Source organism: Candidatus Poriferisocius sp., from assembly GCF_965208475.1.
Lineage (GTDB): Bacteria > Actinomycetota > Acidimicrobiia > Acidimicrobiales > Bin134 > Poriferisocius.
The window spans coordinates 375,723-389,330 of sequence record NZ_OZ242338.1; the positions used below are offsets into that span (position 1 = coordinate 375,723).

Annotated in this window: 7 protein-coding genes; 4 read left to right on the forward strand and 3 right to left on the reverse strand. The window is 67.0% G+C overall.

Annotation, left to right across the window (positions count from 1 at the left end; genetic code table 11):
- Positions 1-22 precede the first annotated feature (22 nt).
- Positions 23-2,401, reverse strand: coding sequence for a glycoside hydrolase family 3 N-terminal domain-containing protein (locus ACOGXA_RS01800; protein WP_419925578.1), 2,379 nt, complete (start codon positions 2,399-2,401; stop codon positions 23-25).
- Between the two features lie 96 nt (positions 2,402-2,497).
- Here ACOGXA_RS01800 and ACOGXA_RS01805 point away from each other — a divergent pair, with 96 nt between their 5' ends.
- Positions 2,498-3,676, forward strand: a complete 1,179-nt coding sequence (locus tag ACOGXA_RS01805) for an MFS transporter (protein WP_419925579.1) — start codon at positions 2,498-2,500, stop codon at positions 3,674-3,676.
- A 168-nt stretch (positions 3,677-3,844) separates the two neighbouring features.
- A complete protein-coding gene (locus ACOGXA_RS01810; protein WP_419925580.1) occupies positions 3,845-5,062 on the forward strand; it encodes a CaiB/BaiF CoA transferase family protein in 1,218 nt (405 codons plus the stop codon).
- A 120-nt stretch (positions 5,063-5,182) separates the two neighbouring features.
- On the opposite strand, the gene ACOGXA_RS01815 is transcribed toward ACOGXA_RS01810, so the two are convergent.
- Positions 5,183-6,382: a Coenzyme F420 hydrogenase/dehydrogenase, beta subunit C-terminal domain gene (locus ACOGXA_RS01815; protein WP_419925581.1), complete on the reverse strand. Its 1,200-nt coding sequence runs from the start codon at positions 6,380-6,382 to the stop codon at positions 5,183-5,185.
- Positions 6,383-6,593: 211 nt separating this feature from the next.
- Between ACOGXA_RS01815 and ACOGXA_RS01820 the strand changes: the two genes are divergently transcribed.
- Positions 6,594-7,340 (forward strand): SDR family NAD(P)-dependent oxidoreductase, encoded by a 747-nt coding sequence (locus ACOGXA_RS01820; protein WP_419925582.1) that lies wholly within the window; start codon positions 6,594-6,596, stop codon positions 7,338-7,340.
- 53 nt (positions 7,341-7,393) lie between these two features.
- Positions 7,394-8,593: an amidohydrolase family protein gene (locus tag ACOGXA_RS01825; protein ID WP_419925583.1), complete on the forward strand. Its 1,200-nt coding sequence runs from the start codon at positions 7,394-7,396 to the stop codon at positions 8,591-8,593.
- On the opposite strand, the gene ACOGXA_RS01830 is transcribed toward ACOGXA_RS01825, so the two are convergent.
- Complete coding sequence (locus ACOGXA_RS01830) at positions 8,590-13,575, reverse strand: Calx-beta domain-containing protein (protein WP_419927027.1); 4,986 nt, start codon at positions 13,573-13,575, stop codon at positions 8,590-8,592. The genes ACOGXA_RS01825 and ACOGXA_RS01830 overlap by 4 nt on opposite strands.
- Positions 13,576-13,608 lie beyond the last annotated feature (33 nt).

Sequence of the window (13,608 nt, forward strand, 5' to 3'; positions counted from 1 at the left end):
GCCAGAGCAGGGGAGTAGCCGCTCAAGTGACTTCCACGGAGGTGGCCACGATGGCCTGACGGTCGTAGCGGGCAACTTCACCCGTCAGCTCCACTTGGGCCTCGCGCATGTCGGGGTCGAATGATGAGGCCCCGACCCGGAAGGTGAAGAGGCCCGGCTCGGCGATGAGCTCCATGTCCCGGCCATGGAACGCCAGGCGGCTGGGATGGACGGTGAAGGCGACGGTGCGAGTCTGGCCCGCGGGGATCGACACCCGGGCGAACCCGATCATCTCGCGGATGGGCCGGGCCACACTCGCCACCTCATCGGTGGCATAGAGCTGAACCACCTCGTCTCCGTCGCGCTGGCCGGCATTGGCAACCGGCACCGAAATCTCGGTTGCCGAAGTGGTCGACCCCGCGGCCACCGTCAGATCGCCGTATTCGAAGGTGGTGTAGGACAGGCCGTGGCCGAACCAGTACCGCGCTTGGGCGCTGCGGTCGACGTAGTCCCCGTAGAACTCCGATCGATCCCCTCGCCGCCGCATGTCATGGTGCAGCGGTATCTGTCCAACGTGCCTGGGCATGGTGACCGGCAGGCGGCCGGCCGGGTTGACCGCGCCGACCAGCACGTCGGCTATGGCCCTGCCGCCCTCCTCGCCGGGCAGGATCGACCACAGCAACGCGTCGGCGGCTTCCGACTCCTCTTCGAGGGTGTGAACCCGCCCGCTGATCACCACGACGATGGTCGGAGTTCCGGTGGCTGCCACCTCGGCGACAAGCTGCGACTGCACGCCCGGCAGTTGGAGATCGGTGGCGTCGCGAGCTTCGCCCACGGTGGACTCCGCCACCAGCCCCGATCGGGCGCCCACGCACACCACGGCAACGTCGGCGGCCGCCGCGGCCTCAACCGCCGCGGCGATTCCGGATGTGTCGCGGCCCGCGTCGGCGCACCCGGCGACGTGGACGACCTCGGCGTGGGGCAGGGCATCTCGAAGGCCGCCAACCGGCGTCACATGGGGATTGAAGTGCGGTCCGGGCGAGAACCGGCCTCCCGCCTCGGGAAGCTGATCGGCGTCCATGTCGGCGCCGATGCCCCCCAGCGCTTCGGTCACCGCCTCGGTGCGCCCCTGATAGATGATCTCCAGGTGAGCCGGATAGTGATAGTCGCCCTGGAGCAGCCGGGGATCATCGGCGTGGGGGCCGACAACCGCCAGTCGGGAGATCGAGGGGTCAAGGGGTAGAACCCCCTCGTTCTTCAACAAGATGACTCCCTCGGCCGCGGCCCGCCGGGCCAGAGCCCGCTGCTCAGGCGTGTCGAACAGCGCAAGGGCGGCATCGGCGTCCACGTAGGGGTTCTCAAACAGGCCGAGCTGGAACTTCTGGGCCAGCACCCGGGCACAGGATTCGTCGACGATTGCCTCGCCGATGCGGCCTGCACGCACCGCTTCCGGGAGATGCTTGTAGCAGTCGAGGGCGGGCAGTTCGATGTCCAGTCCGGCCGAGAGGGCTTGGATCGCCGACTCAGCCGCGTCGAGGGCCGTCATGTGGTTGAAATGCAGCTGGAGGACGGCGAAATAGTCGGCCACCACCGTCCCATCGAAGCCCAGCTCCCCGCGCAGCAAGTCGGTGAGCAGCCTTCTGCTGGCGGCGACCGGTTCTCCGTCGATCGACGAGTAGCTGTTCATGATCGAGGCCAGGCCGGCGTCGCGTATGGCTGCGGCGAACGGCTCGGCATACACCTCGCGAAGCTCCCGCTCGCCGATGTGTACCGGGGCTTGATTTCGTCCCCCCAGGGAATAGCCGTAGCCGAGGAAGTGCTTTCCCGTGCAGACCACGCCGTTGGCCAGGTTGTCGGTTTGGAGCCCCTGCACGTAGGCAGTTCCCATGCGGGCGCAGAGCTCGGGAGATTCCCCATAGGTCTCTTCGACCCGGCCCCATCGGGGGTCGCGGGCCACATCAAGCACCGGCGACAGGTTGTGGCGGGCGCCGACCGCGGTCATCTGGGTGCGAATAACCTCAGCGACCTCGGCCATCAACTCGACATCCCAGGTGGCGGCCAGCCCCAACCCCTGGGGGAACGTGGTGGCGCCGCGGTGAAGGAAGCCGCCGACCCCCTCTTCGTGGATGACCATGGGGATTCCCAGCCGGGTGCGCTCCACCAGAATCTGCTGGATCGAGTTGCCCAGTTGGGCCGATTCGTTGGCCAACAGGCCGGTGCTGGCACCGATGCGGGTGACCTGTCCGATGCCGTTGGCCAGGATCTCCGCGGCATGGTCGGCGTCGAACACCTCGTCTCTCACCACCGCGGTGAGCCAGACCGCCCCGAGTTGGGCAACCTTCTCCTCAAGCGTCATGCGGCCCAGGAGATCAGCCACGCGGTCGCCTATCGCGGCGTGCGGGTCGCGGTACACCTCGGTCATGTCTGCATCCTCATGCAACTGTCTAGGCGAGTTCACATCGCCGAGGTGAATCCGCCCATCTGTTTGGGATCGGCGAAGTATGAGTACGCTCACTCGGTGCCTGGCACCTTCAGCCGAACTGACCAGCGGGCGCTCCGGGCGGTTGCGGTGCAATTTTTCGCAAACGGGGCGATCTTCGCCTCGTTCATACCCCGGATGCCGGAGATACGCGACCGCGTGGGGATATCTATCGCCGGCGTGGGGGCACTGCTGTCGATCGCCGGAGTATTCGGTCTGGTAGGCAGCGCCAGCGCTGGTGGCGCGATTTCTCGCTTTGGCACCCGGGTGGTGTTGCTCATTGCCGGGGCTCTGCTGGCGATGACTTTGGCCGTCATTGGGCTCTCCACCACGCCGGCGCTGCTGCTGGTGGGCCTGTCGTTGATGATGGCCTTCGATGTGCTGGTCGACGTCGCTATGAACATGCAGGGCTCATGGCTGAGCGCCCGTCGGCACTCACCGGTGATGAACCGACTTCATGGATTGTGGAGTCTGGGCGCCCTGATCGGGGGAACAGCGTCGTCGCAAGTGGCGGCCGCCGGGGTTTCCCTGCCCGTTCATCTCATAGTTGCCGCCGCGGTGATGCTCGCGGTCATCGGCTATGTCGGATCCGGGCTTCTTCGAGTCGATGAGACTCCCGGCCAACCTGGCGAAGCCTCCGATTCGGGCCGGGTCGGTGGAATCGTCCACCGCTCCAGAGCGGCTCTGGTGCTGTTGGGGTTGGTTGGGTTTTCCGCGGCGACCATGGAGTCCACGTCCATCGACTGGGCCGCGTTTCGCCTCAACGACGACTTGGGCGCCTCTGCTGGATTCGCGGCCCTCGGCTACGTGGCGGTGATGGGTGGGATGACTGCGGCGCGATTCGCCGGTGATTGGATGAGCGTGGGCCTGGGACACGACAGGCTTATGCGACTGTCGGTGGCTATGACCGGGGCCGGGGTGGCGATCGCCTCGCTGGTTCCGAACCGGTATCTCATTGTTGCCGGCTACGCCCTAGCTGGGCTTGGGATCGCTGCGCTTTTGCCCTCGGCTTATGACACCGCGGCGAAGCGCCCCGGCCAGCCAGGCGCAGGGCTCGGTGCGCTGACCGCGGGAATGCGCACCGCCTTCTTGGTGATTCCGCTGGCGATTGGCGGCATTGCTGGAGCCAGTCTCGATGTGGGCAGCGCGGTGGCAATAGTGGCGCTGCCCAGCACGGTGGTCTTCATGCTCATGATGTCCAGGCTTCGGTCAGCCTGATCGGCCTCCTCAAGTTGGGACCAGGGCCGTTCAAGTCGAAGTTGACGGCGGCAACCTCGGACGGCCCTCTCAGCTGGGATCAGGGTTGAAGCGGTTTGATCCGGTAGACAAGAACGGAGCCGTCGCGCACTCCAAGCACTCGGCCAAATTGAGCAAGAGGGGCTGATCATGGTTCAACCGATGCAGGGCATCCGCATACTGGATGTCGCCGATCACACCTTCGTGCCCGCGGCTTCCGCGGTGCTGGCCGACTGGGGCGCCGACGTCGTCAAGATCGAGCACGCTCAGCGGGGCGACGCGGCTCGGGGTCTGGTGTCGAGCGGGGCGCTTGATCTCTCAGGCCAGGTTCACGCCATCATGGAGCATGCCAACCGGGGCAAGCGCAGCCTCGGCCTCGATCTCCAAACCGAGGAGGGCATGTCGATACTGCACCGGCTCATCGCCATCTCCGATGTCTTCCTCACCAACAAGCCGCCCAACGTGCGTGAGCGGCTGCACATCACCGAGGAAGAGGTGCGGCCCCACAACGAGAGCATCGTCTACGCCGCGGGCACCGCGTGGGGCCACAAGGGTCCGGAAGCCGATCGGGGGGGCTACGACATGACCTCGTTCTGGGTGCGATCGGGGGCGGCAATAGGCACCTGGCACACCGACGACGACCGCATGCCCTCGCAGCCGGGGCCGGCGTACGGCGACTCTATTGGGGCGATGACCATTGCCGGTGGTATCGCCACCGCGCTGTTCCACCGCCAGCGCACCGGCGAGGCCATTTCCCTGGAAGTGTCGCTGCTCGGAACCGGCTTGTGGGCCATGGGGGCCGGCGTGGCCATGTCGCACGTGAACAACACGCCGTGGCGACCGGTCGACCTGAGCGGACGCAGCCATCCGCTGCTGGGCAACTACGCCACCGCCGATGGGTACACCATCAACATCACCTGCCTCCAGCCCCTCCCCTACTGGCAGGAGTTCTGCGGGGTGATCGACCGCCCCGAGCTGATCGACGACGAGCGGTTCGCCACCCATGAGGCATTGATGGCCAACGCCGGCCCGGCCAGCGACATCGTGAGCGAAGTGGTCATGTGCCGGACCCTGGACGAGGTCCGGGAACTGTTCGCCGACTTCTCCGGTCAATGGACGCCGGCGCTCGACACCTTGGAGATCGTCGACGATCCTCAGGTGCGGGCCAACGGATACGTCCAGGATGCGGTAAACGAACACGGGATTCCGTTCAAGCTGGTGGCGCCCCCCGTTCAATTCAACGGCGAGCCGGCCGCGCCGGGAAGGGCGCCGGGCTTCAACGAGCACGGCGACGAGATTCTCACCGAGAATCTGGGGATGGACTGGGACGACGTGATCGACCTGAAGGCCAAAGGAGTGATCGCCTAAGGCCGTTGGGGCGACAAGCCGTGAAACCTGATGTGCCGGCGCCGGCGATATCGCCGGCCCCGCGGGTACCGGCGCTCGCGACGCCGCCGTCAACGCCGGGGTGATCGTTCTCGGCGCCCTTCAAGAGCGGGCGGCCTTCATTCGGGTTGCGGTGCCGGCTCGCTGGGCGTCAGCTTCGGCGGGGGAGAGGCGATGGCCCAGTTCCTCGATCCGCAGTCCGTGGGTGGCGATAGGGGAGACCCCAGCGTCGGCCATGCCCCGGTACCGGGCGGCCAGAGCCTGCTTCTTGCGGACTTGGTGGGGCTGCATGTCGTCTAACTCTCGGGGACTGATCGGCTCGCCGAGCACGATATGGCCGTCGGCCGCGGCTTGGCCGACCAGAGACTCGCCGACCTCGCTGCGAACCACGATGCCGCTGAATCCGTCATCCTCGCCAACGGGCGCACCACCGGGCCATACATCGGCGACGGCGACATCTGAGGCTTCTCCCAGGGCATCAGGGCACAGCTTGCACCTGGTCTCAAGATCCCAGGTGCCCTCGTCCTCCCACATCTCCAGATATGGGATCTCGAAGGCCCGTCCGTCGCGGGTTTCCACCCTGGTCGGTCCGGGATTTCCGTGACCCCGGTAGCGGAACAGCGACACGGCGGTCTCCGAGATGTCCAACTGTCGAAGCAGCCGCTGCGACTTGGACAAGTGCGACTGGCCGCCGCACACCATGGTCAGCCGGGCCACAACCAGTTCGTCTATTCGGGGGTCGACCGCCGCCAGCCGATGCACCGCGCCGAGGTCGCAGGGTTTGGCGATGATGGCGAGTGGCTCATTGCGATCGAGCGCGGCGCCCAGTCCGGCCAGCGGCGCGGTTGGCCCGTATCTCGACCCTGTGTTGGCCAGAACAGCCTCGGAGGTCTCGCTGCTGACCCACCGGCTCCGCATCGGCTGAGCCGGGTCGGCCCCCACATGCAGGACGAACGCCGCTGTTCCCGAGTCCAGCAGGTATTGGCCCAGGGCGGTGAGCACCCCTCCGGTGGCCGCCTTGAACCGTACTTCTGGGTCGGCGGCCCAGGCGTGCCTCATGGTGCCGTGGTGTCCCCAGATGGGGTCGAGCGGCAGGCCAGGGTCTGATCGGGCTTCGGCCACCACTCCGGGGCATGCGCCGATGATCGTCTGCTCCTCCTCGGGGTTGAAACCGTCGATAGGCGATGGCCGCAGCGAACCGGCGGGGGTCATGGCCATCTTCACCCGACCGCTGGTGATCGTCTCGCAGAGCCCGCAACCCACACAGAGGTCGTTGGCCACGATTTGGGCCACCGTGGTCATGGGGTTCTGATCCGATACAGGCACAAGTGTTGACAGAGATCTTGCTTGCTTGGCACTAATTTCCCCCCATTCGGCATCACCTGCTCAGGCGTGTGCTGGTGGGATAGTAGATGGGTTCGCCCACAATCCTTGACTATTGCAGTTCGCTTGGCGCCAAATCTCTGGTGCAATCAGCGACTACCGTGCTGCGTCGAATACTTGAGGTGATCGAATGAGGCTCGAAAACAAGGTTGCGATAGTCACCGGTGCCGGAGGTGCCGGGGTTGGGGGGCTGGGTGTCGTCTACGCCCACGCCCTGGCCTCGGAGGGCGCCGCGGTGGTGGTAGCCGATATTGATGGCGAAGCGGCTAGCCGGGTTGCCGATGAGATCGCCGGCGCTGGGGCTCGGGCTGTTGGCGTCCGGTGCGATGTCACCTCCAGCGACGACATCGATGCCATGGTGCAAGCCGCCATCGACGCATTCGGCGGGGTGGACATCCTGGTCAACAACGCGGGGCTGGCCCGGGGGAAGTGGAGCGAGGCGGTCATCCTCTCCGCCGAAGAGTGGATGGAGATCCTGGCCGTGAACACTGTCGCCCCGATCATGTGCGCCAAGGCTTGCGCGGAGTCGATGCGGACCCGCGGCGGGGGCGTCATCGTCAACCAGTCGTCCAACGGCGCGCTGATCGATGCCGGCGCCTACACGGTTTCGAAGCTCGCCCTCAACGGTGTTACCAAGGTGCTTGCCGATGAGCTCTCGGGCGACAACATCAGGGTCAATGGGATTGCTCCCGGCGTGATGACCGCCAAGCTCCCAGAAGAGCAAGTGCAGAGGTTGCTGGCCCGCCAAACCGTTAGACGGCCTGGTGAACCCCAAGACCTTGTCGGACTGCTGGTGTTCCTGTGCTCGGCCGAATCGAGCTTCATGAACGGCCAAACCGTGGTGATCGACGGGGGTATGGCGCGCATAACCAAATAGGGATCAATGCAGCCAGCCTGACGGTTGGTAGAGGAGTGGGGCAGACTTGGGGGATGCCCAGCACCGAGCTCGTCATCGACGTCGATACCCATGTGACTGAGCCTCCTGACACCTTTGTGTCTCGGGTTCCCGCCAAATTGAAGGACCGGGTGCCCCGGGTCGAGCGCACCGACGAGGGCAAGGACCACTGGTTCGTGGGCGGAGAGGTGTTCTCTTCAGTTGGCATGACCGCGGTGGCCGGGTGGCCGGAGCCCTTTCCTGCCGGCCCTTCGGTGTTCGAGGAGATCCACCCCGCCGCCTATGATGCCAGTGAGCGGCTGAAGCTCATGGACGAACAGGGGATCTGGGCCCAGGTGCTCTATCCGAACGTCGGCGGCTTCGGGGCGCAGCACTTCTTGAAGTTGAAAGACCGCGAGCTGATGCTGGCCTGCGTGCAGGCCTACAACAATTTCCAACTCGACTGGATCTCGCCCGACCCGAGACGGTTCGTGGCCGTCATCTCAACACCCTTCTGGGACATCGACGACACGGTGGCCGAGGTCGCCCGGTGCGCTGAACTCGGCCACCGGGCTGTTTTGTTCACCGGGGAGCCCCAGCGGTTCGGGCTGCCCTTGCTCGGCGACCCCCACTGGGGTCCCCTGTGGTCGGTGGCCCAGGAGGCTGGACTTCCCATCAGCTTCCACATCGGCAGCGGCGACACCACTACCGGCTTCACTCCTGAGCGGATGGCGGCCCACGGCAAGCCGTCGACCTACGCCTACGCGTCGCTGGAGATGTTCCTGAAAAACGGAATCCAGCTCACCGACCTGTTGGGATCCGGCGTGCTGCCTCGCTATCCCGACCTCAAGTTCGTGTCGGTGGAGAGCGGCATCGGCTTCATCCCCTTCGTGCTTGAGGCGGTGGACCACTCCTTCAATGAATGCGGCGGACTCGGCCAAGCCCCCAACTTCGAGATGATGCCCAGTGAGTATTTCCGCCGCCAGGTTTATGCCTGCTACTGGTTCGAGGAGACCGCTCCCCAGCGGCTGCTCGACAAGATCGGCGTCGACAACGTGCTGTTCGAGACTGACTTCCCCCATCCGACCTGCCTCTACGGCAACGTCCGCGAGCGGATAGAGGCGTCGCTCGCCGGCCATTCCGACGAGGTCCGGCACAAGCTTCTGTGGGAGAACGCAGCCGCCCTCTACGGCATCGAAGGCCCCCAATCAGGGACCCTCAACCACCCCAGCATGAGTCGCCAAAAAGACCGTTAGTTGGTGATGGTGGCTTTGGCTTTGGCGGTGTAGTTGGCGGCGCCGATGAGGTACACGATGTGGAACTCGATGTCTGCGTCAGTGCCCGCGGTGGGGACGTTGACGGTTGCGCCGGTTTCGCCTTTGTTGATGGTGATGGTGATGACGTTGCCGAGGCGGCGGTCGTGGGCGACGGCGTAGTAGACGGTGACGTCGCGTTTTGAGCGGCAGCTGAGGCTGATCTCGAATTGGAGGTCTTGGCCTTGTTGGGCGGCGGCGTCGGCCACCGACACCCTGGGGCTGGCGGCGCAGTCTGGGATGGCGGGCTCGGGGGGCGGGTCGTCGTCGTCGGCGATCTGGGCGGTTTGCGACGGGTGGGGTCCGATGGTGTAGCCGCTGCCCGCGGTGAGGGTGGCGGTGATCGACCCATCGGGCTCGTCGGTGTCGTCGTCTGTGGTGGCGATGGTGATGGTGGCCTCAGTGCTGCCTGTTGGGATGGTGGCGGTGCGGGTGCCGGTGGTTGCTCCCCAGTCGCCGGTTGTGGTGATGTCCACCCTCACGTCGAGGTCGGCTGTTGCGGGTTCAGAGGCGGTGATGGTGAACACAGCGTCGGTTCCCTCGGTTCCGCCTGTGCTGTCGGTGATGTTCACCTCGGGGGGAGGTTCGTCGCTGTCGATGATGACGACGGTGGTGGAACCGTCGGCTCGCTCGGTTCCGTCGGGACCCCACGAGATGCCCAATATCACGCCGTCGGTGCTGCCGTTCAGGGTCGGCGCCCGGGGGCCGGTGCCGTACCACGCGGTGATCTCGTGGTCGGCCCAGTCGCTGTCGGCCACAGCCGTCAACGCCAACTCGACGCGCTGGTCGCCGGGGCCGAAGGTGACCTCGAAGTCGTTGGCGAACACCGCGTCGGGATCGTTGAGGTCGCGCATCGTCCACTGCGCGCCCTCGTCGCCACCGGTCACCCTCAACGGCACCGTGAGCGTCTCCCACGACCGCATCGTCCGCGTCAATCCGATGTTCAGCCCGGCCTGGTTGTCATAGCCGGTGCCGTTCTCCGCTATCGAGGTCGAGAAGAAGATCATGTACACCGTCAGCGGATCCACATCGTCATCAGCGACCGCAACCGACGCCTCGCCCTGGGTCGCCGAGACCGCGTAGCCCGCGTCCGCGCCCGGAGCGTCCAACGACACCGTGACACTGCCGTCGGCCTCGTCCACGGAGTCGCCGGCAGTGGGGATGGTGAGCGTCGCCGTCGGCGTGTTCGCGGCCAGCGTCACCGTCTGCGGGCCGGCCGCGACGCCCCAGTCGCCGGCCGCCGAGACAGTGACGCTCACGTCAACACCGGCCGGCGGCGCGGGGTCCGCGGTCACCGTGAACACCGCGTCGGCGCCCTCGGTCACATCCCCAGCAGCAGCGATGCTGACCTCGGGGATCACCAGCGGCGGGTCGTCGTCGTCGAGAACCTGCACCGTCTCCGACGCCAGCGGGCCGACGGTGTAACCGCTGCCCGCGACCAAAGTCGCGGTGACGCTGCCGTCGGGCTCGTCGTCGCCGTCGTCGACCGTGGCGATGGTCAGGGTCGCCTGGGTGGTGCCCGACGAGATCGTCGCGGTCCGCGTTCCGGTTGCGGCGCCGTAATCGCCCGACACCGCGATCGCCACGGCCACATCGAGGTCGGCGGCCGGCTGCGGCGTAGCGGTGATGGTGAACACCGCATCTGTGCCCTCGGTGCCCCCCGAGCCAGCAGTGATGTCCACCTGCGGCGCCGGATCGTCGTCGTCGGCCACACCCACCGTCGCCGACTTGTCAGCGCCCAGGTCGTAGCCGGCGCCGTCCACCACAGTGGCGGTGACCGACCCGTCGGCCTCGTCGGCGCTGTCGTCGGAGGTAGAGACCGCGAACGTCGCCGATCCCGAGGTCGGCACCGTCACCGTACGGGTGCCGGTCGTCGCGCCGAAGTCCCCGGCCGCCGACACCGTCACATCGACCGCCATCGGGCTCGCCGGCAAAGGCACCGCAGTGACGGTGAACGTCGCGCTGTGTCCCTCGGTGACGTCGCCGCCCGCGGCGATGGTCACCACCGGCACCGGGTCATCATCATCGGCCACCGCCACCGTCGCCGCGCTGCTGGTGCCCAAGTCATAGCCGGCGCCGTCCACCAGCGTCACGGTGACCGACCCGTCGGGTTCGTCGACACTGTCATCCCGGGTCGCAACCGAGTAGACCATCGCCGCGCCGTTCAGCACGAGGGTTCGCCGCCCTGCGCTATGGGCGAAGTCGCCGCTTTGGGAGATGTCCATGGTGACGGTGATCGGGCTCTGTGGCGCGGGAACCGCAGTCACGATGAGCGTCGCGGCGGCGCCTTCGGTGATGTCGCCGCCGGCGGCGATGCTGACCACCGGCGGGGTTTCGGTGACGGTTCCGGTGGCCGCGGGCACACGGAAGGCGTTCGCGGCGCCGGGGGCCCATGCGACCTGCAATTTCACCGTGTCGGAGTCCTTGGTGGGCACGCTCGCCGTCGCGTGCGTGCCGCCGGGCCCGAACGTGACCTTTTGGGTATTCCCGTCGATCTCACCGTCGCGCGCTATGTAGTAATGAGCCACCACCGTACCGCTGAACCGGCAACTGAGAACGACGCGGAATTCGAGGTCCTCGCCCCGCGCCGCGGTGGCGTCGGCCACCGACACCGTCGGCGGGCCGTCGCACACCGGCGGGAGGTCGCTGTCGGCGATGGTGATGGTAACCGGCCCGCCTGCTGTGACGCCGCCGGCGAACCCGGTATGGGTCACAGCCCTTGTCCCGGTGCCGAACGCGAACGTGATGGGCCGGTCGAACATGGCGGCGTCGTCTATCGCCTCGAAGCGCATCACCGCGGCGCGCCCGCCGACGCTGAACTCCACCGCGGTGGTGCTGCCATAGCCGGTGCGCACCACCCCCGGCCCGGCCGGGTCGCCCAATATCCAGTCGCTGCCCGGCACACCCGACACCGTTATCGGCACGCTCACCGTCTCACCGACCACCAGCACCCGACTCAAAGCAATCTCCACATCGGTCGCGCCCCCATTCTCAGGAATCGAGGCGTCTGCCGCCGACAACGACACCGCCACCGGCACCGGACCGCCGTCGTCGTCGGCCACAACGACCGTCGCCGTGCTGCTCGTGCCCAGGTCGTAGTCGAGACCGTCGACCACAGTCACGATCACCGACCCGTCGGGCTCGCCGAACGAGTCGCCGGCCGTCGCCACCGACAGCACAACGCTGCCCGAAACGGGGACCGCCACCGACCGCGAACCTGCGACGACGCCGAACTCGCCCTGCTGGGCCACCATCACGCCCACCGCCAGATCGCCAGAAGGCACCGGGAACGCGGTGAGGGTGAACTCCGCCGCCGCGCCCTCGACCACGGCGGGCCCGCCGGCGACCGAAACCCGCGGCCTCGGACTGTCGTCGTCGAACACCGCCACGCTCGCCGATGCCGGCGGCGGCGTGTAATCGGCCCCCGCGGTCACCGTTACGGTGACCGACCCGTCGGCTTCCACCGCCGAGTCGCCGGTCGTCGCCACAACCAGCACCGCGCGGCCCGAGGCGGGGATGGTCACCACCCGCGAACCGGTCACCGCGCCGAACGCGCCCTGCTGGGCCACCGTCACGCTCACCGCCAGCTCGGCCGACGGCCTCGGACTGGCGGTCAAGGTGAACTCCGCCGCGGAACCCTCCACCACAGCGGCGCCCCCGACGATGGAGACCACCGGGGTCGATTCGTCGTCGTCGATCCCCAGCGTGATCGCGGCCGGGTCGGCCACGCCGTTGCCGCCGACAGCGACAGCGGACACCTCAAACGACTTCGCCGCCGACCCCGACAACTCGTACACATCGTTCTGCGACGCCGCGAACACCACCGACCCCGAACTCGCCGTCGACCCCGCCGGGACCCTCAACACCGCCGGCGAGGCCAGCCACCCGTCTGATGGCTGGGCCGGAGCGACCGCCGCCGCGGACAAAGTCGCGGTCACATCCTCAGACGACAAGCCGCTGAGCCGCGCCGTGACATCCACCGAACCGCCCTCGACCACCGACGCGCTTGCGGCGTGCAGAGTCAATGTCGGCAGCGGATCGTCATCAGCAATCGACACCAACACCAACCCCGACCCAGGGCGATACCCCAACGGCAAAACGCCCAACCTGACCGCGAACGCCTCAGGGCCCTCATGCACGCTGTCCTGGGCGATAGAGATCGTCGCAGTCGCCGAAGACGAGCCCTTCAGCACCGTCACCGACGCCGGCGCCGAGTAATCGGCGCCCGCCTCAGCGGTCACGCCGGCGAACGCCAGCGGCACCACCAGATCCTCGGTCGGCGCCAGGCCGCCCACCGACACCGTCACATCCACGCTCCCGCCCTCCGCGACGCTCGCCGCCGAAACCGACAAAGAAACCGGCTCCGATGTCCCGCCCGTGTGCCCCGTCACCTCGATTCCCCACGAGCTGATGACCTCCCCGAAGCCAGTGCCGCAATATACGGTGTGCCACCAGCCGGTGTAGGTGGCTGTCTCTGGGCGGCAGTCCGGGTAAGTCGGCATGTGCTGGATTCTCAGCTTCCAGGTGCCCTTCGGGTTCTCGCCCAGATGGCGCGACGACCCAAAGTCGAACGAACTCCGCAACGAGCACCAGCCCTCTATGCACGACCCGGTCTCCGGCGATAGGAGCGATTCGGTGCCCGAAGGCGACACCAGCGTCCACCGGTAGTCGCGGAAGTCCGATATGTCGCCGGCCACGGTGACCTTGACATGCTCAGTGAAATCGATGGCCGTCGCCACATCTGTGGCCAACTCGATCTCCTCGCCGCGCCCCGGCAGCGGCACATCGCCGGTGTGCGAAGCCGCATAGGTCTGCATCGGGGGCAACAGCGTCCAGCCCGCCGCGGCATCCACCGCGGCATCGGCGTCGACCAAACCGAAGCCGTACCGGTGGCTGAACGAGTAGGACTCGGCCACCGGCCCCATAGAGCTGTACTTCCGGGCGCCGCTCAGCCAGTG